Source organism: Rhodoferax sp. MLSD5-FHT05B10, from assembly GCF_058793415.1.
Window position 1 is genome coordinate 91,789 of sequence record NZ_JBXAFT010000009.1, and the last position, 24,893, is coordinate 116,681.

General features: G+C 68.1%; 23 protein-coding genes. 12 read left to right on the top strand and 11 right to left on the bottom strand.

Going from position 1 to position 24,893, the window contains the following annotated elements; translation table 11 throughout:
• Positions 1-5: 5 nt before the first annotated feature.
• Positions 6-851, top strand: coding sequence for a SirB1 family protein (locus tag AC1Q5W_RS14365; RefSeq protein ID WP_492643474.1), 846 nt, complete (start codon positions 6-8; stop codon positions 849-851).
• A gap of 74 nt (positions 852-925) precedes the next feature.
• On the opposite strand, the gene AC1Q5W_RS14370 is transcribed toward AC1Q5W_RS14365, so the two are convergent.
• The 5 genes from AC1Q5W_RS14370 to purM all read right to left on the bottom strand — a co-directional run bounded on the left by AC1Q5W_RS14370 (position 926) and on the right by purM (position 5,884).
• Complete coding sequence (locus AC1Q5W_RS14370) at positions 926-1,930, bottom strand: GlxA family transcriptional regulator (protein WP_492643473.1); 1,005 nt, start codon at positions 1,928-1,930, stop codon at positions 926-928.
• Positions 1,931-1,951: 21 nt separating this feature from the next.
• Positions 1,952-2,521 carry an isochorismatase family protein gene (locus tag AC1Q5W_RS14375; RefSeq protein ID WP_492643472.1) on the bottom strand — a complete coding sequence of 190 codons (570 nt, stop codon included), beginning with the start codon at positions 2,519-2,521 and terminating at the stop codon, positions 1,952-1,954.
• A 117-nt stretch (positions 2,522-2,638) separates the two neighbouring features.
• The gene (locus tag AC1Q5W_RS14380; RefSeq protein WP_492643471.1) at positions 2,639-3,508 is read right to left on the bottom strand and encodes a ParA family protein; all 870 of its coding nucleotides are present in this window, start codon (positions 3,506-3,508) and stop codon (positions 2,639-2,641) included.
• A gap of 133 nt (positions 3,509-3,641) precedes the next feature.
• Positions 3,642-4,832: an MFS transporter gene (locus AC1Q5W_RS14385; RefSeq protein ID WP_492643470.1), complete on the bottom strand. Its 1,191-nt coding sequence runs from the start codon at positions 4,830-4,832 to the stop codon at positions 3,642-3,644.
• An 8-nt stretch (positions 4,833-4,840) separates the two neighbouring features.
• On the bottom strand, positions 4,841-5,884 hold the full coding sequence (gene purM, locus AC1Q5W_RS14390; RefSeq protein WP_492643469.1) for a phosphoribosylformylglycinamidine cyclo-ligase: 1,044 nt from the start codon (positions 5,882-5,884) through the stop codon (positions 4,841-4,843).
• Between the two features lie 132 nt (positions 5,885-6,016).
• Here purM and AC1Q5W_RS14395 point away from each other — a divergent pair, with 132 nt between their 5' ends.
• The 6 genes from AC1Q5W_RS14395 to AC1Q5W_RS14420 are packed head-to-tail and all read left to right on the top strand — an operon-like array spanning position 6,017 to position 12,275.
• Positions 6,017-7,099, top strand: a complete 1,083-nt coding sequence (locus AC1Q5W_RS14395; RefSeq protein WP_492643468.1) for an AI-2E family transporter — start codon at positions 6,017-6,019, stop codon at positions 7,097-7,099.
• Between the two features lie 10 nt (positions 7,100-7,109).
• On the top strand, positions 7,110-7,796 hold the full coding sequence (gene hda / locus AC1Q5W_RS14400) for a DnaA regulatory inactivator Hda (RefSeq protein WP_492643467.1): 687 nt from the start codon (positions 7,110-7,112) through the stop codon (positions 7,794-7,796).
• Positions 7,796-8,530, top strand: coding sequence for a histidinol-phosphatase (locus tag AC1Q5W_RS14405; RefSeq protein WP_492643466.1), 735 nt, complete (start codon positions 7,796-7,798; stop codon positions 8,528-8,530). Before hda ends, AC1Q5W_RS14405 begins: the two co-directional genes overlap by 1 nt.
• 7 nt (positions 8,531-8,537) lie before the next feature.
• The gene (gene pcnB, locus AC1Q5W_RS14410) at positions 8,538-10,139 is read left to right on the top strand and encodes a polynucleotide adenylyltransferase PcnB (RefSeq protein WP_492643465.1); all 1,602 of its coding nucleotides are present in this window, start codon (positions 8,538-8,540) and stop codon (positions 10,137-10,139) included.
• Positions 10,140-10,146: 7 nt separating this feature from the next.
• Positions 10,147-10,617 (top strand): 2-amino-4-hydroxy-6-hydroxymethyldihydropteridine diphosphokinase, encoded by a 471-nt coding sequence (gene folK / locus AC1Q5W_RS14415; RefSeq protein WP_492643464.1) that lies wholly within the window; start codon positions 10,147-10,149, stop codon positions 10,615-10,617.
• A 59-nt stretch (positions 10,618-10,676) separates the two neighbouring features.
• On the top strand, positions 10,677-12,275 hold the full coding sequence (locus tag AC1Q5W_RS14420) for a methyl-accepting chemotaxis protein (protein ID WP_492643463.1): 1,599 nt from the start codon (positions 10,677-10,679) through the stop codon (positions 12,273-12,275).
• 35 nt (positions 12,276-12,310) lie between these two features.
• Here AC1Q5W_RS14420 and AC1Q5W_RS14425 read toward each other — a convergent pair whose 3' ends face one another.
• Genes AC1Q5W_RS14425 through AC1Q5W_RS14440 form a run of 4 tightly spaced genes read right to left on the bottom strand, consistent with a single transcriptional unit; the run spans position 12,311 to position 16,568 of the window.
• The gene (locus AC1Q5W_RS14425; protein ID WP_492643462.1) at positions 12,311-12,766 is read right to left on the bottom strand and encodes a RidA family protein; all 456 of its coding nucleotides are present in this window, start codon (positions 12,764-12,766) and stop codon (positions 12,311-12,313) included.
• 14 nt (positions 12,767-12,780) lie between these two features.
• A complete protein-coding gene (locus AC1Q5W_RS14430; protein ID WP_492643461.1) occupies positions 12,781-13,686 on the bottom strand; it encodes a transglutaminase family protein in 906 nt (301 codons plus the stop codon).
• Positions 13,686-16,295, bottom strand: a complete 2,610-nt coding sequence (locus AC1Q5W_RS14435) for a circularly permuted type 2 ATP-grasp protein (RefSeq protein WP_492643460.1) — start codon at positions 16,293-16,295, stop codon at positions 13,686-13,688. Before AC1Q5W_RS14435 ends, AC1Q5W_RS14430 begins: the two co-directional genes overlap by 1 nt.
• A 36-nt stretch (positions 16,296-16,331) precedes the next feature.
• Positions 16,332-16,568 (bottom strand): DUF3079 domain-containing protein, encoded by a 237-nt coding sequence (locus tag AC1Q5W_RS14440; RefSeq protein ID WP_492643459.1) that lies wholly within the window; start codon positions 16,566-16,568, stop codon positions 16,332-16,334.
• Between the two features lie 197 nt (positions 16,569-16,765).
• On the opposite strand from AC1Q5W_RS14440, the gene AC1Q5W_RS14445 reads away from it, so the two are divergent.
• Complete coding sequence (locus AC1Q5W_RS14445) at positions 16,766-16,969, top strand: hypothetical protein (protein WP_492643458.1); 204 nt, start codon at positions 16,766-16,768, stop codon at positions 16,967-16,969.
• Between the two features lie 276 nt (positions 16,970-17,245).
• Here AC1Q5W_RS14445 and AC1Q5W_RS14450 read toward each other — a convergent pair whose 3' ends face one another.
• Positions 17,246-18,985, bottom strand: a complete 1,740-nt coding sequence (locus AC1Q5W_RS14450; RefSeq protein ID WP_492643457.1) for an STAS domain-containing protein — start codon at positions 18,983-18,985, stop codon at positions 17,246-17,248.
• Between the two features lie 57 nt (positions 18,986-19,042).
• Between AC1Q5W_RS14450 and AC1Q5W_RS14455 the strand changes: the two genes are divergently transcribed.
• The 4 genes from AC1Q5W_RS14455 to AC1Q5W_RS14470 are packed head-to-tail and all read left to right on the top strand — an operon-like array spanning position 19,043 to position 24,451.
• Entirely contained in the window at positions 19,043-21,481 is a 2,439-nt protein-coding gene (locus tag AC1Q5W_RS14455) for a DNA internalization-related competence protein ComEC/Rec2 (RefSeq protein ID WP_492643456.1), read from the top strand.
• A 56-nt stretch (positions 21,482-21,537) separates the two neighbouring features.
• A complete protein-coding gene (locus AC1Q5W_RS14460; RefSeq protein WP_492643455.1) occupies positions 21,538-22,992 on the top strand; it encodes a circularly permuted type 2 ATP-grasp protein in 1,455 nt (484 codons plus the stop codon).
• A 10-nt stretch (positions 22,993-23,002) separates the two neighbouring features.
• Positions 23,003-23,956: an alpha-E domain-containing protein gene (locus AC1Q5W_RS14465; RefSeq protein ID WP_492643454.1), complete on the top strand. Its 954-nt coding sequence runs from the start codon at positions 23,003-23,005 to the stop codon at positions 23,954-23,956.
• 9 nt (positions 23,957-23,965) lie between these two features.
• The gene (locus AC1Q5W_RS14470; protein WP_492643453.1) at positions 23,966-24,451 is read left to right on the top strand and encodes a cupin domain-containing protein; all 486 of its coding nucleotides are present in this window, start codon (positions 23,966-23,968) and stop codon (positions 24,449-24,451) included.
• Between the two features lie 31 nt (positions 24,452-24,482).
• Here AC1Q5W_RS14470 and AC1Q5W_RS14475 read toward each other — a convergent pair.
• Positions 24,483-24,893 (bottom strand): SPOR domain-containing protein (locus AC1Q5W_RS14475; protein ID WP_492704225.1); only part of this gene is annotated, 411 nt, incomplete at its 5' end.

Here is a 24,893-nt window from a genome sequence, read left to right on the forward strand (position 1 = left end):
TCGCCATGAACCTGACGTTTGACGTTCCCACGCCGCTGGATCATTTCGCGTCGCTGGTGCAAAGCGATGGCGATTTCGTGCTGTTCGAGGCCGCCGTGAGCCTGGCGCAGGACGAGTACCCCGAGGTGGACGTGCAGACCGTGCTGGACGAGGTGGACCAGTTGCTGGCGCGGGTGCGCCGGCGCATTCCGGCCGATGCCGCGCCGCTGCAGAAGCTGCGGGTTCTCAACCAGTTCTTCTACCTGGAGCTGGGTTTTGGCGGCAACGTCAACGACTACTACGACCCGGACAACAGCTTCATCGACGTGGTGCTGCGCACGCGCCGGGGTATTCCCATCGCCCTGGCCGTGCTCTGGATGGAGTTGGCCCAGGGCCTGGGCCTGTCCGTGCGGGGCGTGGGGTTCCCCGGGCATTTCATGGTCAAGGTGAATCTGCCCATGGGTCAGGCGGTGCTGGACCCCTTGAGCGGCAAATCGCTCAGCCGCGAAGATCTGGCCGAACGGCTGGAGCCGTTTCGCCGGCGCAGCGGGCTGCTCGACGAGTTCGAGGCGCCGCTGGGGCTGTACCTGCAGACCGCAACCCCCCGGGACATCATCGCGCGCATGCTGCGCAACCTCAAGGAAATCTACGAATCCCAGCGCGACTGGCAGCGCCTGCTGGCGGTGCAGGAGCGCTTGGTGGTCTTGCTGCCCGAATCGTGGCCCGAGTACCGCGATCGCGGTCTGGCGCACGCCGAACTGGGGCACGCCGAGCAGGCTGTGGCCGACCTGGAGTGCTATCTGGTGCACGCCGACGACCTGGTGGATGTGGACGCCATTGCACAACGGGTGGACGCCCTGCGGCGCAGCTGAGCCTGCCGGGGGCAGTCAGCTCCCATTTTTTTAGGCATGGATGCCGCTTGAGCCCGTATCTATTGCGTATGCAGCTATTTATTTGATAGCGAAGCGGCGTCGGATGGCGTGCCCGCCACGGCAAACTGGCGCCACGCCCGGCGCAGTTGGGTGTCCGAGCCGAAGCCGGCTAGCTCGGCGGCCCGGGTCACGTTGTGGCCGGACTGCAGGGCCGCCTGCGCCACCGCCAGCCGGATGCGGCGCAGGTACTGCAGCGGGGCCACGCCCGCGTGCTCCAGGAACAAGCGTGTCAGGTGGCGCGGCGAGGTGTGGGCCACGGCCGCCATGCCGGGCACGCTCCAGTCGCCTTGCGGCGTCTGGCTGACGGCGTCCTGCACGCGGTGCAGCGCCGGGTGCATGTGGTTGCGGTAGGCCAGGAAGGGCGACAGCTCGGGGTCGTGCGGGCCGCGCCGCAGCGCCACCACCATGGTCTGCGCCACCTGTGCGGCCAGCGCCGGGTCGCATACGGTATTGATGCGGTGCAGGACCAGATCGATGCCGGTGGTGACCCCCGCGCTACTGAAGACCGCGCCGTCCTCGACAAATACCCGGTTGGCCACCACGTCGCAGCGGGGCTCCACGCGTTGCAGTTCATCCAGGTGCTGGTGGTGTGTGGTGGCGCGCCGCCCGGCCAGCAAGCCTGCGTGGGCCGCCAGCACCGCACCGGCGCAGATGGTGACCAGCTCCACCTGGCCGCTGGCCAGCCGCAGGCCGCGCAGCCAGTGCAAGACGGCGCGCGCAGCGTCCGAGTCCACCGTGATGGTCTGGCCCGGCTGGCCAACCAACACTACCCAGCACGGTGTGGTGGTGGGTAGCGCCGGCAAGCGCTCCAATCCGGTCACCGCTACGCCCACGGAACTGGTGGCGCTGGGGTGGGGGCTGACAAAGTGCAGCGCAAACCGGGGTGCCAGGCCCTGTGCCACCAGCGTCTGGTTGGCCATGCGCAGGGCCTCGGCGGGGCCGGCCCAGTCCAGGATCAGGCTGTCGGGCAGCAGCACAAAGTAGACGTCGATCAACCCGGTTTTACCTGGCGTAGGCATGGCGGTGGCGGCTGTGGCGTATTACGGTGCGGCAGCGGCTGCGCGTTGCAGGGCCTGCTCGACGGTGCACAGCGTGGCAAACCGGTCCTGCAGGACGGTGGCGGTGCGGGCTTTGATGTCGGCGGCGCTCAGGGGGCGGCCGTCGGGCTGCAGCATGTCGTAGGTGAGGGTGGCGTCCACCACGTAGTCCACGCGCCAGCCCAGGTCGGACGCATGGCGGGTGGTGGTTTCGCAGCACTGCTCGGTCCGGATGCCGCTGATGATCAGGCGCCCGATGCCGTTTTCCGTCAGCCATACGTCCAGCCCGGTGCCCACCAGCGCGCTGTGGCGGTGCTTGTGGAAGGTGGCTGCCGGGGTGAACGGGGTCAGTCCCTGCAGCGGCGTGACGTGGCCGGACTCCAGTGCGAAGGGGTTGGCGGCATCGGCCGGACCATCCACATGCAGCACGCGCACCACCGGAACGCCCCCGGCCACGCAGCCGGTGATGAGTGCGTTCTGCGCCGCCAGGTAGGCGGGCATGTCGCGCTCGGTGGAGTACGGGCGGTGGCGGAACGACTCCTGGGCATCAATCACAATCAGACAGCTTTTCATATCAGGGACTCCTTTGTAGCAGAGGTTGGAGTCCTTATTGTTGCTGGGGTGTGATGGTCAGTCCGCTCGGCAGCGGACAGGTTCCGATCAAATCAGGACATGATGACTGGAGCGGGCTCAGTGGCGCAGCAGGCTCCGGGGCCCCGAAAAATGGTCCAGCCCGCCTGGGTGCCGCGGCAAGGGCAGGCTATCGGTGGGCGGCTGTGCCACCGGGGTGGCCGGCGCAAACACCGACAGGCGGCTGCCGTGCACTAGCGCCTCCTGCGCAGGCATCAGGCTGGCAGCGCGGGGGGCCGCAATGCGCTCGCCGCCGGCATCGACGGGTGCCGGTGCGGTGGCGGGGGGCTGGGAGGGCAGGCCGACCAGGGGCTGCAGCCACTGCACGATGGGTTCCCACTGATGCAGGTCGGCGCTGTCTGCGGGGAGCGGGCCGTCGAACAGGGTCTGTCCGCTGTCCAGGCTGCGCACATACATCTGGGCTTCGCGCAGGAAGCCGATGAAGGGCACCTGCTGCGCCTGCGCCCACGCCTCCAGCGTCTGCGCGGCCCGGGTCCGCGCGTCGATGCGCATGCCCACGATGCCCAGCTTGCAGCGACCGGAGGCCACCCGCGGCAAGGCTTGCAGCTCGGCCAGGCAGGCGGCGGCAGACTCGCGGTCGAACAGGGAATTGCACAGGGGCATCACCACGGCGTCGGTGGACATGATGACCTTTGCCAGCTCGAACCCGTGCATGCCGCCGGGGGTGTCCAGCACGACGTGGGTGACCCCGGGCGGGACCTTGAGGACGTTGCGCTGGTCGATGGCCCAGGGCACGATGGCCGGCAGGGCGGCGTCACGCCGCTTGAGCCAAGCCCGGGTGGACTGCTGGCGATCGACATCGCCCAGCATCACGGCCGCGCCCTGGCGGGCCAGCCAGGTGGCGAGGTGCGTTGCCAGGGTGCTTTTGCCACTGCCTCCCTTGCGATTGATCACGGCGATTACCGGCATGCAGTCGTGCTCCAGAGCGGACGATGCTGCAGTTTGGATCAAAAAGTGCCAAAAGTCCAGACGGAACGGGCGTAAGCAGCTATGAATTTACTAGCAAGCAGGTGCTTGCCCCGTGCCCGGAGCCGGCGCGCGCTCAGTGTGCCCGGGTTGCGAACGCCGGTTTGAACCACAGCAGCAACAGCGCCAGCGTGCCGATAAGCGCCCCCGCCGTGAAGGTGGCCGGTGCGCCCCAGACGTCCCAGAGCAGGCCGGCCAGGGTGCTGGCGGCCAGCAGGGCCAGGCCGCTGACCAGGTTGAACAGCCCGTAGGCGGTGCCCCGCAGGTGGGCCGGCGCGGCGCCGGCCATCATGGCCGACAGCAGCCCTTGGGTCATGGCCATGTGCAGGCCCCACAGGGCAATGCCGCCCCAGATGCCGATGCCGCCGCGGGCCAGCAGCACATCGGCCCCGATCAGGGCCAGCAGGCCCGCACCCAGCAGGTGCTTGGGGTTGGCCTGGTCGGAGAGCTTGCCAAACGGGTAGGCCAGCGCGGCGTACACCAGGTTCATGGCAATCAGCACCAGGGGCGTCCAGGCCAGGGGCAGGCCGTCCTGCTGGGCGCGCAGCACCAGAAACGCTTCGCTGAAGCGGGCCAGCGTGAAGGTGGCGCCCACCGCCACCAGCCACCAGTAGGCTGCGTCGAGCTGGGCCAGGTTGCTGCGGGTCAGGGGGTTGCCGGCGGTGGCGGCCTTGGGGTGGTGGGGCTCGCGCACGCCCAGGTACATCAGCAGCGCGGCCAGCGTGGAGGGGATGGCGGCGGCCCAGAACACGGCGCGGTAGTCGTTGGCCCACAGCAGCATCAGGCCCATGGCCAGCAGCGGGCCGACAAACGCGCCCACGGTGTCCAGCGCCTGGCGCAGCCCGAAGGCGGCGCCGCGGATGCTGCCGTGGGTGATGTCGGCTATGAGGGCGTCGCGCGGGGCATCGCGCACGCCCTTGCCCATGCGGTCCATGATGCGGGCCGCGGCGATGGACCCTATGCCCGGCGCCATGGCCAGCAGGGGCTTGGCCAGGGCCGACATCAGGTAGCCGCCCAGCACCAGGGGTTTGCGCCGCCCCAGGTAATCGCTCAGGCTGCCGGAAAAGACCTTGACCACCATGGTGGTGGCACCCGCCAGGCCTTCGATCAGCCCCACCAGCGAGGCGCTGGCGCCCAGGCCGGCGATCAGGAACACCGGCAGTAGGCCGCTGACCATCTCGGTCGAGATGTCGGTCAGCATGCTGACCAGGCCCAGCGCCCAGACGCCGGCGGGCAGGTGGTGGGTCTTGGCTGCCGGTTCAGCCACGGGCTGTGTCAGGCAACGACCACTGGGGCCGCGTTGCCCCGCGCTGCAATGGCGCCAATGGTGTAGACGGTTTCGCCGGCCGCGCGCAGCGTGGCTGCGCAGGCGTCGGCGTGGGCGGCGTCAATCACCACCACCATGCCGATGCCGTTGTTGAAGGTGCGGTTCATCTCGATGTCGTCAATGCCGGCGGTCTTTTGCAGCCAGGCAAAGAGTTCGGTCTGCGGCCAGCTGCCCTTGGTCAGGTGGGCGGCCATGCCTTCGGGCAGCACGCGGGGAATGTTCTCCAGCAGGCCGCCGCCGGTGATGTGGGCCAGGGCCTTGATGGGGTGCGCGGCCAGCGCGGCCAGCACGTTCTTCACGTACAGGCGGGTGGGCTCCATGATGGCCTGCTTGAAGGGCTTGCCGTCCAGCGTGGCGGGGGTGTTGGCGCCGGCACGCTCGATGCACTTGCGCACCAGGCTGAAACCGTTGGAGTGCACGCCGGCGGAGGCCAGGCCCAGCACCACGTCGCCGGGCTTGACGCCGGCGCCGGTAAGGATCTTGGACTTTTCGACCGCGCCGACGGCAAAACCGGCCAGATCGTATTCGCCGGCCGGGTACATGCCGGGCATCTCGGCCGTTTCGCCGCCAATCAGGGCGCAGCCAGACAGTTCACAACCCTTGGCAATGCCGCCCACCACGGCAGCCGCCGTGTCCACGTCGAGCTTGCCGCAGGCGAAGTAGTCCAGGAAGAACAGGGGCTCGGCGCCCTGCACCAGTACGTCGTTGACGCTCATGGCCACCAGGTCGATGCCCACGGTGTCGTGCATGTTCCACTCGAAGGCCAGCTTGAGCTTGGTGCCCACGCCGTCGGTGCCGGAGACCAGCACGGGCTCCTGGTAGCGCTTGGGCACCTCGAACAGGGCGCCGAAGCCGCCGATGCCCGCCAGCACGCCTTCGCGCATGGTTTTCTTGGCCAGCGGCTTGATGCGCTCGACCAGCGCGTCGCCTGCGTCAATGTCAACGCCGGCATCTTTGTAGGACAGGGGAGTGGTGGAGCTTGAATTGGTCATGTGAAGTGGCGGGCCATGGCTGCCGTGGCAGAGCCCTATAGAATTTGGCTAGATTTTAGCTGCGACCGGACACACCCTTCGGGTAATTGTCAGTCTTCGCTGAAACTGCGTTTTAAGGGTCTACCTCACTGTATGCAATTCACCCCTCCCCAAAAAAGTTTTGTCGCCTGGAGCCTGATCGCGGCATTGCTGGCTTGCGCGCTGTGGCTGATTGCCCCGGTGCTGACGCCCTTTGTGGTGGCGGCCGTGCTGGCCTATGCGCTGACGCCGCTGGTGAACTGGCTGGACGATGCGGCGGGGGGCCGCGTTCCCCGGCTGCTGGCCGTGGTGGTGGTCGAGCTGCTGTTTGTGTTCGTGGTGGGGGCCGTCCTGCTGCTGATGGTGCCCATCCTGGCCAAGGAGCTGCCTCAGATGCGTGAGCAGCTGCCCATGGTGCTGGAGAGCCTGGGCGCGTCCCTCAAGCCCTGGCTGGCGCAGTGGGGCATCCACCTGAACCTGGACCTGGCCAGCGTCAAGGTCTTTGTCGTCAAGCACCTCAATGCCAACGTGGAAAACACCGTGGGCGGCGTCCTGGCGTCCCTCCGGCTGGGGGGCAGTGTGGCGTTTTTTGTCATCGGCAATGCGATTCTCATTCCGGTGGCGCTGTTCTACCTGCTGATGGACTGGGACCGCCTGGTCGGCCTGGTGCGGGAGCTGATTCCCCCGCGCCTGCGTGGTGCCACGGACAGTTTCCTGGACGAGGCCGATGCCGTGTTGGGGCAGTACCTGCGCGGCCAGTTGCTGGTGATGGTGCTCATGGCGCTGTTCTACAGCACGGGCCTGTCGCTGTTTGGGCTGGACCTGGCGGTTCCGATTGGTGTGTTTACCGGCCTGGCCATGTTTGTGCCCTACGTGGGGTTTGGCGTGGGCCTGGTGCTGGCGGCATTTGCCGGCTTGCTGGAGTTTTCCAGCACGGTGGGCGTGGCCCGGGCGGCCATCATGATCGCCGTGGTGTACGGTGGGGGGCAGATCGTCGAGGGCTTCTTCCTGACGCCCCGCCTGGTGGGCAAGCGCATTGGCCTGCACCCGCTGGCCGTCATCTTTGCCCTGCTGGCGTTTGGCCAGCTCTGGGGATTCGTGGGCGTGCTGATTGCGCTGCCGGTCAGTGCCGTGTTGCTGGTGGCGGTGCGCCGCGTCCGGTCCGGCTACCTGGCCAGCCATCTGTACCGGGGCTGAAGGTGACCGCATGAAGCAGATCGCGCTGGATATTGGCCTGTCGACAGGCCCCACGCTGGCCAATTTTTGTGCCGGCCCCAATGAGGCGGCCCTGCGCCACCTGGAATTGTGGGTGGGCAGCAAGGCCCAGGCCCAGACCCGCTCGCCGGTTCCCACCTACCTGTGGGGCCCCAGCGGCAGCGGCAAGAGCCACCTGCTCAAGGCCGTCCGTGAAGCCCTGCGCGAGCAGGGCGCGCGCGTGGGCTGGCTGGACCCCTCGGTGCACGATGCGCCCGAGTTCAGCGAGTCCTGGGCGGCCGTGCTGCTGGACGACGTGCACCTGTATACCGCGGCGCAGCAGCATGTGGCCTTCAACTGGTTTGTGAACGCCCAGACCCACCAGCGCCCGGTGCTGGCGGCGGGGGCGTTCGCGCCGGTGGACCTCAAGCTGCGCGACGACCTGCGCACCCGTCTGGGCTGGGGTCACATTTTCAGCCTGCAGCCCCTGAGCGAGCCCGAGCGCCGCGCCGTGCTGCGCAAGGCGGCCGACGCCCGGGGCGTGTTCCTGAGCGACGAAGTGATGGACTTCATGCTCAACCGCTTCAGCCGCGACCTGGGCAGCCTGATGGAGCTGCTGGAGCTGCTCGACGGCTACGCCCTGCAGACCCAGCGCGCCGTCACCATTCCCCTGATCAAATCCATGATGGACAACCACTGATGCAAGCACCCACCCCCCAAGCCGCCACGGGCGCCCAGGGGCTAGACCGGGGTGCGAAGACCCCCCTGGCCCTGTTTGACCTGGACTACACGCTGATTCCCATCGACTCCGATTACGAGTGGGGTGAATTCACCACCGCCCGGGGCTGGACCGACGCGGCGGAGTTCAAGCGCCAGAACGATGTGTTCTACGAGCAGTACAAGGACGGAACGCTCGACATACGGGCCTACGTGCGTTTTGCCACCGCTGCCGTGCGTCGCCAGGGTGCTACCAATTCCATAGCTGCGCACGCAGATTTCATGCGGGAAGTCATCCAGAAAGCCATACAACCGCAGGCGCTGGAACTGGTGCGCCAGCACCAGCGGGCCGGCGATGCGGTGGTGATCGTCACCGCCACCAACGAGTTCGTGACGCGCCCCATTGCCCAGGCTTTTGGTGTGGACGAACTGATTGCCGTGGAGCTGGAGCGCGACGACCAGCCAGGTGGCTCGGGCTGGTTCACCGGCGCCATTCGCGGCGTGCCCTCGTTTCGCGAGGGCAAGGTCACGCGGGTGGAGCAGTGGCTGCAGGCCCGCGGCCTGTCGTGGGATACCGTGCAAACCACGTTCTACTCCGACTCCATGAACGACCTGCCGTTGTTTGAAAAGGCCTGCATACCGGTGGCGACCAACCCGGACGACCGCCTGCGCACACTGGCCCAGGCGCGTGGATGGCGCATACTTGACCTGTTCTAGAGAAAACATGATTAAAAAATTCATCGATAAATTGCTGGGCAAGACGCCTGCTGCCCCCACGCGCAAGAAGCCCCAGTTCGGCAAGCGGGTGGACATTCCGGTGTCGGTCCACGGCATTGATCCCAACCTGGTGGACGAACGCGCCATCAACGTGGTGCGCACCCTGCAGGGTGCCGGCTTTGAGGCCTATGTGGTGGGCGGCGCGGTGCGCGACTTGCTGGTGGGCCTGCGTCCCAAGGACTTCGACGTGGCCACCGACGCCACCCCCGAGCAGGTCAAGGGGCTGTTCCGGCGCGCTTTCATCATCGGGCGGCGTTTCCGCATCGTGCATGTGGTTTATGGCCGTGGGCGCGAGCATGAAGTGATTGAAGTCTCCACCTTTCGCGCCTACCTGGACAACGCCGCCGCCGAGCAGGTGGCGGGCAACGAGCGCACCAGCAAGAGCGAACTGGCGGGCATGAAGCACGCCGTGGACAGCACGGGGCGCGTGCTGCGCGACAACGTCTGGGGTCCGCAGGACGAAGACGCCACCCGGCGGGATTTCACCATCAACGCCATGTACTACGACCCGCAGTCGCAGACCGTGGTGGACTACCACAACGGTTTCAAGGACGTGAAGAACCGCGTGATCCGCATGATTGGCGACCCGGCCACGCGCTACCGCGAAGACCCGGTGCGCATCATCCGTGCCGTGCGCTTTGCTGCCAAGTTGAGCGGTCTGGGCTTCAGCCTGGAGTCCAAGACGGCGGGGCCGCTGGTCAAGTCCCAGGCCCTGCTGGCCGACGTGCCGCAAAGCCGCCTGTTTGACGAAATGCTCAAGTTGCTGCAGACCGGTCACGCGCTGGCCTCCATCGAGACCCTAAAGAAACTGGGCATGGCCAAAGGCATCTACCCGCTGCTGGACGTGGTGGTGGAGCGTGCCGGACAGCCCTTTGTGAATGCCGCCCTCAAGGACACCGACCGCCGCGTGGGCGAAGGCAAACCGGTGGCGCCGAGCTTCCTGCTGGCCTGCGTGCTGTGGGCCGACGTGCGCGACGGTTGGGCGCGCCGCCTGGAGCAGCGCCAGCATGCGCACCCGGCACTCATGGATGCCATTGATGATGTGTTCCACGCCCGCATTGGCGATGTGTCGGGCGGCGGCAAGCTCGCCGGCGACATGCGCGAAATCTGGGTCATGCAACCGCGTTTCGAGAAGCGCGTGGGCAGCACGCCGTTTGGTATGGTGGAGCAACCGCGCTTCCGCGCGGCGTTTGACTTCATGCGCCTGCGCGCCGACATCGGCGAAGTCGACGAGTTGCTGGCCGACTGGTGGCAGGAGTTCAGCATGGCCGACGACACCCTGCGCCAGGACATGGTGGACCAGGTGCGCGAAGAGCAGCACAAGCGCCCGCGCGCGCCACGTGCGCCGCGCGCTGCGGCCGCGCCAGCCGATACCGGCACGGCAGGCAGCGCCCGCAGCGGCGACGCTTCTGACGCCCCTGACGGTGCGGGCCCGGAGGCCGCTGGCGAAGAGGGCGGTGGCGCCCCCCGCAAGCGCCGGCGCCGGCGCCGCTCCGGTGCTGCCCGGGGTGCCGGCAATCCCGAGGGAGGTGCCGATACCGGCGCCTGAGTTGTCCATGCGGGACCTGACCACCGCCTACATCGGTCTGGGTGCCAACCTGGGGGATGCCTGTGCCGCCGTGCTCCAGGCCGTGCAGGACATTGCCGCGCTGGACTGCGTGGTGCTCACCCGGCAATCGTCGCTGTATGCCAGCGCGCCGGTGGACTCCCACGGACCGGATTACGTGAACGCCGTGGTGGAAGTGCAGACCCGCCTGCGGGCGCACGAACTGCTGGCACAGCTGCAGGCCATTGAAACCCGCGCCGGCCGCCTGCGCCCCTACCGCAACGCGCCGCGTACGCTGGACCTGGACATCCTGCTGTTTGGCGACACGCGCATGGACAGCCCGGAACTCATGCTGCCGCACCCCCGCATGGCGCAGCGCGCCTTTGTGCTGGTGCCGCTGGCCGAGATCGCGCCGCAGGCGGTTGCTGCCGGACAGATGCAGGCGGTGCAGGGGCAAACCATTAGAAAACTGGACGCGTGAGGCGCGATTGGCGGTCATAGAATGAATGCGTCGCAGATACGCTATCTCGAGGAGACACCATGAACTTCAACAACATGCGACTCGCCACCAAGCTGTGGCTGTCTACGGGCGCCATTGTCTTGGGCCTGGGCCTGATCATTGCCTTTGCGGCGGTGCGCAACGCCGGTGACCGTGCCGAAAGCACCGCCAAGCTGGAAGTGGCGAGCCAGAAGACCCGCCTGGTCGGCCAATGGGCGGCGCTGACCGAAGTCAACGCGGTGCGCTCGCTGGCGGTGGCCATGACCTCCGACCCCGCCGTGGTCAATGGTTTCAAGGACGACATTGCGGCCACCTCGGCACAGATCAGCGATATCCAGAAAAAAGTGGATGCCATGGAGCTGTCGGCTGCCGACCGGGCGCAACTGCAGAAAATTGCCACCAACCGCAAGACCATGCTGGACCTGCGGGTCCAGGGCAACCAGCTCAAGGTCGACCAGAATTTCGATGCCCTGGCGACCCTGATGACGACCCAGTACCGCCCGGCGGTTCTGGCCTACCAGCAGTCGCAAAAGGATTTCGTCGCCATGCAGGAAGCGGCTTTTGAGGACATCCGCCAGTACTACGCCCAGCGCAGCAAGAACACGGTCACCTTTGCCGCCGCCGGCGTGGCCCTGCTGATTGTGGTGCTGCTGGCGGGCTCTGCCACGCTGATCCGCTCCATCCGCACGCCCCTGCTGCAGGCCAACGACTTGGCGGCCCGCATCGCGCAGGGCGACCTGAGCCAGCAGATGGACCTGACGCGTGGAGATGAGTTTGGTGACCTGATGAAGTCGCTGGCGGCCATGAACGAATCGCTGGGCCGCATGGTCTCGCAGGTGCGTCGCAGCACCGACAGCATCGCCACAGCCAGCGCCGAGATTGCCACCGGCAACAACGACCTGGCGCAGCGGACCGAGCAGACGTCGAGCAACCTGCAGGCCACGGCGTCCAGCATGGATCACCTCACCAGCAACGTGCAGCAGAGCGCCGACAACGCGCGCCAGGCCAGCTCGCTGGCCGCGCGGGCGTCGTCGGTGGCGGAAAAAGGTGGCACCGTGGTGGAGCAGGTGGTGTCCACCATGCAGGAGATCAACACCAGCAGCCAGAAGATCGCCGACATCATTGGCGTGATTGACGGCATTGCCTTCCAGACCAATATCCTGGCGCTCAACGCCGCGGTGGAGGCGGCACGGGCCGGCGAGCAGGGGCGCGGTTTTGCGGTGGTGGCCACCGAGGTGCGTTCCCTGGCCGGGCGCTCGGCCGAGGCCGCCAAGGAGATCAAGAACCTCATCGACACTTCGGTGGAAAAGGTGGAGTCGGGCGCCCGTCTGGTGGCCGACGCCGGCAGCACCATGCGCGACATTGTCGAATCGGTCCAGCGCGTGACGGCCGTCATTGGCGAGATCACGGGGGCGGCGACCGAGCAGAGCAGTGGTATCGCCCAGGTCAATCAGGCTATTGGCAACCTGGACCAGATGACCCAGCAGAATGCGGCGCTGGTCGAGGAAAGCGCTGCCGCCGCGCAAAGCCTGCGCGAACAGGCCGATCGCATGAAGGAAGCGGTGGCGGTCTTCAAGGTGCTGAGCCGCCACGATGACCCGGGGCACCCGGGGGCGACGCTGGCCCTGCCGCGCGCCTGAGCAGGGCGGCGCCAGGCGCCGCCGGTCGGGCCGGTTCAGGCCAGTTCGGCAATCAGTTCAATTTCCACGCAGGCTCCCAGTGGAATCTGCGCCACGCCAAAGGCGCTGCGGGCGTGTGCGCCCTTGTCGCCGAACACCTGGCCCAGCAGTTCGCTGGCGCCGTTGGTCACCAGGTGCTGCTCGGTGAAATCGCCGGTGGAGTTCACCAGTGACATCACCTTGACGATGCGCTTGATGCGGTTCAGATCGCCCACGGCGGCGTGCAGCGTGCCCATGAGGTCAATGGCAATGGCGCGGGCGGCGGCTTGACCTTCTGCGGTGTCCATGTTCTTGCCCAGTTGCCCCACCCAGGGTTTGCCGTCTTTCTTGGCGATGTGGCCGCTCAGGAAAACCAGGTTGCCCGTCTGCACAAACGGAACGTAGGCGGCCGCCGGCGTGGCCACGGCGGGCAGGGTGATGGAAAGGCTGGCGAGTGTGTCGTAGATGTTCATGGCCGCAATTCTAGTTAGAAAGCCAGGGGCTCCACCGTCACGCCCACGGTCAGGGTGTGGTGGGCGCCGCCGTGGATCACCCCCCGCAGGGGCGAGACGTCGGCATAGTCCCGGCCCACGGCGAGGGTGACATAGTCTTCACCCGGGGTGCCCCAGCCTTCGCGGTTGTTGGTGGGGTCCAGGTCGTACCAGCGCGTGCCGCCGGGGGTGTCGGGCAGGTCCGGCAGGTACACCGTGGCCCAGGCGTGCGAGGCATCGCTGCCCACCAGGCGCGGCTGGCCGGGGGGCGGCTGGGTCAGCAGGTAGCCGCTCACGTAGCGCGCGGGCAGGCCCATGGCACGCAGGCAGGCGATCAGGATGTGGGCGAAATCCTGGCACACGCCCTGGCGCTGGTGCAGTGCCGCCAGCGCCGGGGTGCTGACCTCGGTGCTCTGGCTGGCGTAACGGAAGTCACGGTGGATGCGCTGCATCAGGTCGCGCGCGGCCTGCAGCGAGGGCGTTCCGGGGGCAAAGCTGGGCTGGGCGTAGGCCGCGAAATCGGCGTGGCGCGGCACGTGGGGCGAGGCAAACACAAATTCGGCTGCGGCGTCAAAGGGGGTGTGCGCGCCATAGCGCAGGCTGTCCCGCACGGTCTCCCAGGCAAGCTGGCTCTGCGGCGGCGGGGGCGTGCGGGTGCGTACCACGCTGTGCGCCACCACGGTAAGCCGGGTGTGTGGCACCTGCAGTGCGAAGTAGGTGCGCGTGTTGCCGTACACGTCCTGCACCGCCAGGTGCTGCGCCGGTGTGGGTTCGATGAGCAGGCTGTGGGCCAGCAGTTGCTGGGTGGCCGTGTTCAGGGGCTGCAGGTAGGCGATGTGCTGGGCGGCCTCCACGGCCGGCACATAGTCGTAACAGGTGGAGTGGGTGATCTGCAGCTGCATCAGGTCCCCAGGCTGTGTCCGGCCTCGCCCGCGTGCGTGAAATAGGTGGCGCCCAGTGCGTGGGCCACCTGGTACACCGCCTGGCCGCACGCTGCCAAGTGCTCGGTCAGATCGGTGAAGGCCTTGTCGGCACCGGCTTCGTGCAGGCCTGCCGGCGGCCAGGCGCCGGGGTCGGGGTCGGGTATGGGCAACACGGGTGGGCCGGACGGTGGGGGGCTGCTGCCAGCCAGCCGCGCCAGCAGACTGCGCAGGGTATGCGCCACCTGGCTCAGGGATTGGGGCTGGCTGCGGTCCTGCACCAGCCGGTGGAGGAGTGTCGCCGCGTCATGGGGGGGCAGCGGTGGCGTGGGCAAGGCCAGCGTCGGGTCAAACAGGGCGGCGACGACGGCACCGGCGTGCGCCTGCTGGACGGCGCCGCTGGCCAGGCCGTGCTGGAGCGCGCTGGACAGGAAACCCAGGCGCTCCAGATGGCGCCCAATGTCCAGCAGCAACCAGCCGTCGTCTTCCCGCGGTTGGCGGGCCTGCAGCCCGGCGAGGGTGGCCAGCTGGTCGCGGGTGTGCTGGAGGGTGTCCCGCGCCGCCTGCACGGTGTCGGTGGCGGGTTCGGAGCAACGGCTGAAAAAAGTTTCCTCGGTGTGCCGTATCAGGTTCCAGTGCGCCTGCGGCAGGCGTTCGCGTACGGCGGCGCCGGCCAGCCGCATGGCGCGCAGGTTGTAGCCCACGCTGGTGGTGGTGCCCAGGCTGGCGACCAGCGTGTGTGCGAAGGCCTGGAGTGTCGGGGGGGCCGGTGTCAGGGGCGGGCAGTCTGGCGGCACCAGGGTGGCGTAACGGGTCATGCGCTCCAGCCAGGCCAGCAGGGGCGGGGTGGGTGGGGCGTCGGCCGACAGACAGGTCAGCGTGAGTTGCGCCAGGCGTGCCTGGTTGTCGGTGCGCTCGGCATAGCGGCCCAGCCAGAACAGGTTTTCGGCGGCCCGGCGGCTGATCCATGGGGGCTGCGCGAGCGGGGTCGGTGGCGTCAGTGGCGCCAGTGACGCCAAGGGGGGTTGCAGCCGGTCGGCGGGGTCCACCGGGCCGGCGTTCAGGGCCCAGACGTCGGCGCTGCCGCCGCCCTGCACCTGGGCCAGTCCACCGGGCAGCACGCGCCAGGACTGGGCGCCGTCCGACACGGCAAACACCCGCAGCATCACCGGGCGCGGCACCAGGTCTGCCGTGTTTGCGGCGGGATCTGGCGCGGCCCAGGTGGGCATCTGCGAGAGGGGAACCTCTGTCTGCAGGGTGTAGTCGTCGCCGTGGTGGCGCAGGCGCGCGGCCCAGGCTTGCCGCGCTTGAGGGTCGAGTTCACGCCCCTGCACGGGGGCGTGCGCGGCGGAGTCGGGATAGGTGGGGCGAATGACGCACTCCGTCAGCCGGGGCAGTGCGTCTTCCAGCGCCGGGCGCTCGCCGCACCACCAGGTGGGCAGCGCGGGCAGGCGCAGCGTTTCGCCCAGCAGGTGCTGGGACAGGGCCGGCAAAAAGCCCAGCAGCGCCGGCGACTCCAGGAAGGCTGAGCCCGGCGCATTGGCCACCAGCACGTGGCCGGCCCGCATGACCTGGAGCAGGCCGGGCACGCCCAGCGCGGAATCGGGTTGCAACTCCAGCGGGTCCAGGTACGCGTCGTCCAGGCACTTGAGCAGGCCGTGGATGGGCACCAGCCCGCGCAGGGTCCTGAGGTACAGGCGCAGGTCGCGCACCACCAGGTCGCGGCCCTCCACCAGCGTCATGCCGAGGTGGCGCGCCAGAAAGGCGTGTTCGAAATACGTTGCGCTGTAGGGGCCGGGCGTGAGCAGGGCGAGGTGTGCGTCCTGGCCCGCCGGGCTCATGCGCTGCAGGCTGTGCACGAGTGCGCGGTAGGTGCTGCCCAAGTGCTGCACTGCCAGGCTTTCACAGGCGCGCGCAAAGAGGGGAGACACCGCCAGCCGGTTTTCCAGCAGGTGGCCCAGACCTGCCGGGGCCTGCGTGTGCTGGGATACCACCCACCAGTGGCCGTCCGGCCCGTGGGCGAGGTCGAAGGCGGCCAGGTGCAGATGGGTGCCGCCCGGCGGTACCCAGCCATGCAGGGCCCGCGCGTAGCCCGGGTGCCCCTGTACCAGGGCCGGGGGCAGGAGGCGCCGGGCCAGCAGTTGCTGGGGACCATACACATCGGCCAGTACCCGGTCGAGCAGGCGCATGCGCTGCGCGATGCCGGCTTCGATGTGCTGCCAGCTGGCCGGTGGGAGGATCAGTGGCAGCAACTCCGGCGACCACGGGCGTTGTGGTCCGCCGTCGTCGCGGTAGGCGTTGCAGGCCACGCCGTTGTCGTGAAGCTGACGCTGCAGGCGGGCGTTGCGCTGCGCCAGGTCGCCCAGGCCGTCGGTCTCACATTGGGCAAAGAATTGGCTCCAGATGTCCGTGATTCCTGCGTGGTCAGCTATGGAATGTGTAGCAAATGGCGGTGTGGCCGCATCGGTGTGGGTGCGCCCGCGCAGTTCGTCGAAGTGACCGGGCGCGGCCGGGGGCGACGCCAGCGCCTGGGCCAGTGCGCGCACCGGCGGGGTGGTTTCGGCGGTGGAGGGGGCGGGCACGTGGTTCACGGTGGCCCAGTATGCCGCAAACGGTGTGCAGCGCCGTCAGGCAGGCGGGAGGGGACCTTGGGGGGCACCGATTACGGCGGGATCGGCTGGCTCAGCCGGGGTGACGGCGGTGTCGTTGCCCCAATCCTGCCAGCCTTCTCCGAACAGCTCATACGGGTGTTGGGTGCGGTCCGACCCGTTGCCGCACATCATGGCATTGGCCGGGCAGTACTTGTCGCAGCCCCAGCAAATGCGCTCGGGGTTGGCCGGATGGTTGGGGAATTTCTTTGACATGGTCTGCCGCCAGAGCGCCATCTTAGGGCGTATCGGATAACCCCACCGGCAGCAGAGCCTGCGCCGCAGGGCCCTGCAGGAGTCGCCCGGCGCGCGGCAGCGACTTTGTCTTGACGAGCGGGTTTGCGTCTTTTGCCGCATTGCTCTACGCTTTTAACCGTTGAAAGCCGTCGCCTTCAATCCTTCAGGAGAGCACCATGACCCACTCGCAGAACCCGCGTGATCAGCAGACTCCGCATGCCCGCAAGGTCGAGAATGACCACAACAAGCTGGGCGAACAGCACACCACCCAGTTGAACCAGGGCAAACGCACCCCGGATAGCCGCAGCGACCGCGAGTCGCACGTCGGGGGCAGCAACCAGTCGCAGTCGCGCCGGGGGCCGGTGGGTGGCAAAAAGTAGCCTGCCTGACGCTGCCGTGTCCAGAAACACCATGCGATTGGAGATGTTGGCACGTGACTTGGAGAGCCGTTACGGCGCGGGTGATGCGGCCGTTGCCGAAATCAGGCGGGCCCTTACAAGCATGGCGCCCGCGGTGATCGCCCGAAGAAGCGTTTTGGCCGCGCGCCCCCAGTACAAGCCGATGCGGCTCAGCCGGTTTGGAATAGGTCCGTCCGGCGCGCACTGAAGACCTGCGTTCCCTGCGGAGCGAGGCCCGCTGCAGCCGCCGGCGTGGGTTCAGCTGGCGCGCACGGCGATGTGCGCGTAGTGGTCCAGCCCCAGCATGCGGAAGAACTGGGCCACCAGGCGCGGCACCTGAACGAAGCGGATATGGCGGCCCTCGGCGGTGCTGGCGGTCGCCCAGTTCAAGATGGCGCTGGCCGCGCTGAAGTCGGCGCGGGCCAGCAGCGCACACGAAACCACCACGTCCGGGGCCGATTGCGAGGCCGTGTACAGATCCGCCAGGGCTTGTGCAGCGTCTCCGGTGAGTTCGCCCACCAGGTCGCAGGTGGCAATCTGCGCACCCGACCCCGGTGCGTCTTCGAGCGGGGCGATGATGGAGTCTTCTGCCAGGTTTGCGAATGCGCTGGGTGCGGCGTCCTGCACGCAGGTGCATTGCACGGATTTCCAGGACGGGGGTGACACTTCGTAGACCACGCAATAGTCCAGCGCGGCCCCGTCGAACGCGTCCTGCCGTTGCAGGATGCACAGCGCATCCAGGCGCATGCGCCACCATACGGGGTCCACGCTGGGGTCGTCCGCCGGTGTGTGCAACTCCAGCGCGTGCAACAGTTGGTCGATGCCGTGCCAGTGCAGTTGCACCGGGTGGGTACACCAATAAGCAAATACTTCGGACAAGGCCGTGGCGGCCTGCGGCTCAATAGTTGCCAACAGGCTCCAGTCCACATGCCAGTTGGCAGTCGGGCCGGGGAACCGTGCCTGCAGGGCGGTCAGGGCGGCGGCATCGAGGACGGCTGGGCAGACCCAGGCGGTTCCCTGGTCTGCCATGCCCCGGCTTGCGACGGGCGCGGGAGTTGCGGCAGCGCCCCGTCCCAAGCGGTCCGGCAGCGAGAACCACTCCGCTGGCGAGCGGCCAAAGCGCTCCGCGTAATCCATGGCAACGACATCAAAGCCGTCCTGCTGGCCCGTGGCCCGGTACAGGTCGAACAGCGCGAAGACCACACTGTCAACCGTCTCGGCGTTGATGCCCTCACCCTGGAGCAGCCCCAGCAGCACGGCCTCGGCGGCTGCGTTGTCGCCCTCGGCAAAGCGCATGGCGGCATCCTGCAGGCCGCTTTCCAGGGGACTTGGCGGCGCCTCGTCCACCACCGGCGTCGCCACCGCCCGCGCAGGGGAAGGCTCGGGTTGTGGAGCGGCTTCGGGCGCCGGGGGCGCTGCCGGCGCCGGTGCCGGGGCGGCGGGCTCCAGCAGCATGCCTGTGAAATCCAGATCGAAGTCGTCACTGATTGGCGACTCAGCGGCCGGAGCGACGCGCCGCTCGGTCAGGACGGGCAACGGTGCCGCGCCGGGGGGCGGTGCCGGTTTGGCCGCAGCCGGCTGGGCCGGCGCCGGCAGATCCGTGCGCCTGGCCATGCGCGCTTCGGTCGGGGCTTTGCCGCGAGCCCAGGCATTGACCATGTGGGCTTCAATGGCGTTGATCTTCTGCAGCGTCGAGGCCCGGTCGTCGGCGCCGTACCCGGAGCTGTGCTGGAACACCGAGGGGCGTCCTATGCCTTCGCCGCCCAGGGTTTCCGTTCCGCGTTGCTGCTTGTGCAGCTTGCGCAGGTAGTTGAATTCACGCCGGCGCACCAGGTCGTCCTGCCGCTTGCGCTCGATCAGGTCCGTGAGCGGATTTTTGTCGGTCTCGCCGCTGCGCGTCTGCAGTGAATCCTGGGCGCTCGCCTGGTCCGAATCGGACGCGCGGAAATAGCGCGCCACTTTCGACAGCAAGCCCGGCGGTTGTTGTTTGGTCCCCATGCCACAGTCTACAACGCAGTTTCCGGTTTGCGCGGGCATGCGGGTTAGCATGGATGCATGCCTACCGCACCGTATTTCCCTGCAGGTGTGACCCGCAACCTCTTTGCGGCCTTGCTGGGTTTTGTCGCGGGCACGGCCCTGCAGCTGCAGCAGCCGGCATTGTGGGGGTGGCCGGTTTATGCGGGTCTGGTGGCTCTGGCCGGCATCTTGTATGCGTTGACAGCTATAAAAAACATAGCAAATGGCGGGCGCATGGCGGCGCTGGTGCTGGCCTGCGCCCTGCTCGGGGCGGGCGTGGCGGGGCTGCGCGCCGGGGCGTATCTGGCAGACGCGCTGGAGCCGGCGCTGGAAGGCCGCGACGTGCGCGTGACCGGGGTGGTGGCAAATTTGCCACAGCGCAACGAAGCCGGTCTGCGCTTTCGGCTGGAGGTGGAGTCCGCGCAGTTGGACGGCCAGCCAGTTGCCGTGGCGCCCCGCATGGACGTGGGCTGGTATGGCGGCGTCTACCTGCGCGGCGACACGCCGGGGGAGGCCCTGGCGGGCCTGAACCGCCTGCCCGAGGCGCTGCAGGCCGGCGAGCGCTGGCAGATGACCCTGCGGCTGAAGGCGCCCCACGGCAGCCGCAACCCGCACGGTTTTGATTACGAGCTGTGGCTGTGGGAGCAGGGCGTGCAGGCTACGGCCTATGTGCGCGCCGGTCCGGCAGACCCGGCTTCGGTGCGCCTGGGGCAGACGGGGCGCTACCCGGTGGCGCTGGCGCGCCAGGTGGTGCGCGACCGGATCTTTGCCCGCGTGGCCCAGCGTCAGACCGCCGGCGTGCTGGCCGCGCTGGTGGTGGGTGACCAGGCGGCCATCGACCGGCTGGACTGGGACGTGTTTCGTGCCACCGGCGTGGCGCACCTGGTGTCCATCTCCGGGCTGCACATCACCATGTTCGCCTGGGGGGCGGCCTGGCTGGTCGGCAGGCTGTGGCGGCGCTCGGGGCGGCTGTGCCTGGCGCTGCCCGCGCCCAGCGCGGCCCTGCTGGGCGGGGTACTGTTGGCCAGCGCCTATGCCGTTTTTTCCGGCTGGGGAGTGCCGGCGCAGCGGACCTGCCTAATGTTGCTCACGGTGGCGGTGCTGCGCCTGACGGGCGCGCGCTGGCCCTGGCCGCTGGTGTGGATGCTGGCCTGCGCCGCAGTGGTGGCAGCGGACCCGTGGGCGTTGCTGCAGTCCGGCTTCTGGCTGAGTTTTGTCGCCGTGGGGGTGCTGTTTGCTACCGATTCAGGAGCTGCACGCGCAGATTCCACGGGTGCTGCGGGGCTGAAAGGCGCCATTTTTTCCAACCTGCGGGAGCAGTGGGTCATCACGGTGGCGCTGGCACCGCTGACCCTGCTGCTGTTCGGCCAGATGTCCCTGGTGGGGCTGGCGGCCAATGCGCTGGCGGTTCCGTGGATCACGCTGGTGGTGACGCCGCTGGCCATGCTGGGGGTTGCCGTGCCCGCGTTGTGGGCGGTGGCGGCCGGTGCCGTGGACGGACTGCTGGCCTGTCTGCAATGGCTCGCCAGCTGGCCCTGGGCCACCCTCTCGGTGGCCATGCCCCCCTTGTGGGTGGGAGTGGCCGGGGTGCTGGGGGGCGTGCTGCTGGTGGCGCCGCTGCCGCGGGCCTTGCGCACCCTGGGCCTGCCCCTGTTGTTGCCGGTGCTGCTGTGGCGCGCGCCGCTGCCCCCACCCGGGCAGTTCGAGCTGCTGGCCGCGGACATTGGTCAGGGCAACGCCGTGCTGGTGCGCACTGCCAGCCATGCGCTCCTGTACGACGCCGGCCCCCGCTTCGGCCTGGAAAGCGATGCCGGCAACCGCGTGCTGGTGCCGCTGCTGCAGGCGCTGCACACGCGGCTGGACACGGTGGTGCTCAGTCATCGGGATGCGGACCATGTGGGCGGCGCGGCCTCCGTGCTGGCCATGCAGCCGCAGGCGCAGCTGCTCAGCTCCATCGAGGCGGCCAACGCGCTGCAGACTTTGCATCCGGCGCAACGCTGCCTGGCGGGGCAACGCTGGGAGTGGGACGGCGTGGTGTTCGAGGTGCTGCACCCGCAGGCGGGGGACTATGACGCCGTGACCAAGTCAAACGCCCTTTCGTGCGTGCTGCGCATCTCCAATGGGGTGCAGACGGCGCTGCTGGTGGGTGACATCGAGCAGGCGCAGGAAGCGCGGCTGGTGGCCGGTGGCGCGCCGCTGGCGGCAACCGTGCTGCTGGTGCCGCACCATGGCAGCAAGACGTCCAGCAGCCCGGCGTTTCTGGACGCGGTGGGCCCGCAACTGGCCATCGTGCAGGCGGGCTACCGCAACCGCTTTGGCCACCCGGTGGCGCCGGTGCTGGCGCGGTACCAGGCGCGGCAGGTGGCGGTGCTGGATTCGCCCCATTGTGGTGCGCTTACCTGGCAATCCGCCCGACCGCAAGACGCATTGTGCACCCGGGCGCAGGGCTTGCGCTACTGGCACCACCGTGTGCCATAGTGGTGCAGGGCGAGGTGGCCCGAAGCTTGCTCCGTCTGTTGTCAAAGAGGCTCCGTATGCAGAAATTCGACGAGATGTACACCCAGTTGCCGTATGCGCCGTCTGCCGGCGCCGCACCGGTGCGGGAGCACTACCGGACCTATGACGCCTGGCTGGCGCGCCAGCCCGGTGACATGATGGCCCAGCGGCGCGAAGAGGCCGAGATGATCTTCCGCCGCGTCGGCATCACCTTTGCCGTGTACGGCGAAAAGGATGAGGACGGCGCCGGCGCCGAGCGCCTGATTCCGTTTGACCTGATTCCGCGCATCATCCCGGCACACGAATGGGCCCGCCTGGAACAGGGGCTGGTGCAGCGCGTCACGGCGCTCAACCGCTTCATCCACGATGTCTACCACGGGCAGGAGATCATCCAGGCCGGCATCATTCCGCGCGAGCAGATCGAGCGCAACGCGCAGTTCCGCCCCGAGATGATGGGCGTGGACGTGCCCAACGCCATCTACTCGCACATCTCGGGCATTGACATCGTGCGTGCCCCCAATGCCCAGGGTGAGGGCGAGTACTACGTGCTGGAAGACAACCTGCGCGTGCCCAGCGGTGTGAGCTACATGCTGGAAAACCGCAAGATGATGATGCGGCTCTTTCCCGAGCTGTTCAACGCCCACCGCGTGGCGCCCATTGCACATTACCCCGACTTGCTGCTGGAAACCCTGCGGGCCAGCAGCCCGGCCACAACGGCCGAGCCCACCGTGGTGGTGCTTACACCCGGCATGCACAACAGCGCCTACTTCGAGCACGCCTTCCTGGCGCAGCAGATGGGGGTGGAACTGGTGGAGGGGCAGGACCTGTTCGTGAAGGACAACTTCGTCTACATGCGCACCACGCGCGGCCCGTTGCGGGTGGACGTGATCTACCGCCGCGTGGACGACGACTTCCTGGACCCCGCCGTGTTCCGGCCCAGCTCCACCCTGGGGTGCGCCGGTCTGCTCGGGGCCTACCGCGCCGGCCACGTGAGCATCTGCAACGCCGTGGGAACGGGGGTGGCCGATGACAAGTCCATCTACCCCTACGTGCCCCAGATGATCGCGTTCTACCTGGGCGAGCAGCCCATCCTGAACAACGTTCCCACCTACATGGGCCGCAACCCGGAGGACCTGGCCTACACCCTGGCCAACCTGAAGGACCTGGTGGTGAAGGAGGTGCACGGCGCTGGCGGCTACGGCATGCTGGTGGGGCCGGCGGCCACCAAGGCCGAGATCGAGGACTTTCGCAAGGCCATCCTGGCCAACCCCGGGGGCTACATCGCCCAACCCACGCTCAGCCTGTCGAGTTGCCCGACCTTCGTGGAAAGCGGCATTGCGCCGCGCCACATCGACCTGCGGCCCTACGTGCTGTCGGGCAAAACCGTGCAGATGGTGCCGGGCGGCCTGACCCGTGTGGCGCTGAAAGAGGGCTCGCTGGTGGTGAACTCGTCGCAGGGTGGCGGCACCAAGGACACCTGGATTCTGGAATAGGGAGATCAATATGTTGTCACGCACCGCCGACCATTTGTTCTGGATGGCCCGCTACACCGAGAGGGCCGAGAACACCGCGCGCATGCTGGATGTGAATTACCAGACCACGCTGCTGCCGCAGTCCGACGCGGCGGCGCAGATCGGCTGGAAGGGCCTGCTCAGCATCAGCGAACTGTTGCCGGCCTACAGCGCCCGCCATGGCGCCATTGCGGCGCGCGACGTGATGGACTTCATGGTGAAGGACGAGAGCAACCCGTCCTCCATCCTGTCGTGCCTGGGCGCGGCGCGCGAGAACGCCCGCGCCGTGCGCGGCACGCTCACCACCGAGGTCTGGGAGACGCAAAACCAGACCTGGCTCGAGGTGCTGCGCCGGGTGAAGACGGGCGAGTTCGACCGGGACCCGGCGCAGTTCTTCGACTGGGTCAAGTTCCGCTCCCATCTCTCGCGCGGCGTCACCGTGGGCACCATGCTGATCGACGAGTCGCTGCACTTCATGCGCCTGGGCACCTTCCTGGAGCGGGCCGACAACACGGCACGCCTGCTGGACGTGAAATTCCATGCATTGCAAAAAGACTTCTTTGGCACGGCTGCCGAGAAGGACCAAGAGTACGACTTCTACCACTGGAGCGCGATCCTGCGCAGCGTGTCGGGCTTTGAGGTGTACCGCAAGGTGTACCGCGACGTGATCCGCCCCGAGCGCGTGGCCGAGCTGCTTATCCTGCGCCCGGACATGCCGCGGTCTTTGCACGCCAGCCTCAATGAGGTGGTCAACAACCTGCTGCTGATTGCCAGCGACCCGGCCTGCGAGACCCTGCGCCGTGCCGGCAAGCTGCGTGCCGAGCTGCAGTACGGGCGCATCGACGAGATACTGGCCACCGGCTTGCACGCCTACCTGACGCAGTTCCTGGACCGCGTGAACGACCTGGGCGGCCACATCAGCCGTGATTTCCTGGTCGCCGCCTAGACTTGCACCATGACGAAAAAAACCACCCCCGTGGCCGTTGCAGCTGCGCAAGCCGCCCCGCGCAGCAAGCCATCCAACTACCCGCAGCCCTTTGCCGCGCGCATGGCCGGGCGCGAGAAGCGGCCCCTGGGGGACCTGTTCGGGTTGAGCCACTTCGGTGTCAACCAGGTGCGTCTGCTGCCCGGTGCCGGGTCGGCGTTGCGCCACGCGCACTCCCGGCAGGACGAGTTCGTCTACATCCTGCAGGGTGATGCGGTGCTGGTGACGGATGCGGGGGAGACACCGCTTTCGGCAGGCATGTGTGCCGGCTTTCGGGCCGGCACCGGCGACGGACACCAGCTGCTCAACCGCAGCGCGCAGGACGTGGTGTACCTGGAGGTTGGGGACCGCAGCGCGGGCGACACCGTGACCTATCCCGACGATGACATCCAGGCCGTTCTGGTCGACGGCACGTGGCAGTTCGCCCACAAGGACGGCACCCCCTACCCACGCTGACCGCGTTGACCGGTGTCGTTGCCGGCCCGCCTTACTGCTGGATGATGGTGGCGTTCAGCCCCTGGGACTGGACGCGCCGCGCTGCGGCCTGGGCCTCGGAGTAGGTCTCGAACGGCCCGACGCGCACCCGCGTGCGCCGGCCGCTGGCGGTTTCCAGCACCTGCGTGAAAGCGGGCAGATCGGCGCGCATGAGCCGTGCATGGGCGCTGGCCGCGTTGTCGTCCACGGCGAACAGGCCCGCATTGATGAAGAAGCGCCGGTTGGCGACGGGCTCTCGCACGCGGGGTGGGTGCTTGCGCGCTGCAGTGGTGGCGGTGCCGCGGGAGGGTTGGGCTGCCGGTTTGCGGGCCGCGGTGTCGGTGTCCGGCGCCTTTGCCGTCGGCGGGGCGGGTGTGGCGGCGGGTGGGCTGGCCGGGGTGGCCGCGCTGGCGGCGGGCAGGGG

Coding starts and splice junctions, on each gene's coding strand:
- AC1Q5W_RS14365 (WP_492643474.1), top strand. CDS start 6: ATGAACCTGACGTTTGACGTTCCCACGCCGCTGGATCATTTCGCGTCG.
- AC1Q5W_RS14370 (WP_492643473.1), bottom strand. CDS start 1,930: ATGCCTACGCCAGGTAAAACCGGGTTGATCGACGTCTACTTTGTGCTG.
- AC1Q5W_RS14375 (WP_492643472.1), bottom strand. CDS start 2,521: ATGAAAAGCTGTCTGATTGTGATTGATGCCCAGGAGTCGTTCCGCCAC.
- AC1Q5W_RS14380 (WP_492643471.1), bottom strand. CDS start 3,508: ATGCCGGTAATCGCCGTGATCAATCGCAAGGGAGGCAGTGGCAAAAGC.
- purM (WP_492643469.1), bottom strand. CDS start 5,884: ATGACCAATTCAAGCTCCACCACTCCCCTGTCCTACAAAGATGCCGGC.
- AC1Q5W_RS14395 (WP_492643468.1), top strand. CDS start 6,017: ATGCAATTCACCCCTCCCCAAAAAAGTTTTGTCGCCTGGAGCCTGATC.
- hda (WP_492643467.1), top strand. CDS start 7,110: ATGAAGCAGATCGCGCTGGATATTGGCCTGTCGACAGGCCCCACGCTG.
- AC1Q5W_RS14405 (WP_492643466.1), top strand. CDS start 7,796: ATGCAAGCACCCACCCCCCAAGCCGCCACGGGCGCCCAGGGGCTAGAC.
- pcnB (WP_492643465.1), top strand. CDS start 8,538: ATGATTAAAAAATTCATCGATAAATTGCTGGGCAAGACGCCTGCTGCC.
- folK (WP_492643464.1), top strand. CDS start 10,147: ATGCGGGACCTGACCACCGCCTACATCGGTCTGGGTGCCAACCTGGGG.
- AC1Q5W_RS14420 (WP_492643463.1), top strand. CDS start 10,677: ATGAACTTCAACAACATGCGACTCGCCACCAAGCTGTGGCTGTCTACG.
- AC1Q5W_RS14425 (WP_492643462.1), bottom strand. CDS start 12,766: ATGAACATCTACGACACACTCGCCAGCCTTTCCATCACCCTGCCCGCC.
- AC1Q5W_RS14430 (WP_492643461.1), bottom strand. CDS start 13,686: ATGCAGCTGCAGATCACCCACTCCACCTGTTACGACTATGTGCCGGCC.
- AC1Q5W_RS14440 (WP_492643459.1), bottom strand. CDS start 16,568: ATGTCAAAGAAATTCCCCAACCATCCGGCCAACCCCGAGCGCATTTGC.
- AC1Q5W_RS14445 (WP_492643458.1), top strand. CDS start 16,766: ATGACCCACTCGCAGAACCCGCGTGATCAGCAGACTCCGCATGCCCGC.
- AC1Q5W_RS14450 (WP_492643457.1), bottom strand. CDS start 18,985: ATGGGGACCAAACAACAACCGCCGGGCTTGCTGTCGAAAGTGGCGCGC.
- AC1Q5W_RS14455 (WP_492643456.1), top strand. CDS start 19,043: ATGCCTACCGCACCGTATTTCCCTGCAGGTGTGACCCGCAACCTCTTT.
- AC1Q5W_RS14460 (WP_492643455.1), top strand. CDS start 21,538: ATGCAGAAATTCGACGAGATGTACACCCAGTTGCCGTATGCGCCGTCT.
- AC1Q5W_RS14465 (WP_492643454.1), top strand. CDS start 23,003: ATGTTGTCACGCACCGCCGACCATTTGTTCTGGATGGCCCGCTACACC.
- AC1Q5W_RS14470 (WP_492643453.1), top strand. CDS start 23,966: ATGACGAAAAAAACCACCCCCGTGGCCGTTGCAGCTGCGCAAGCCGCC.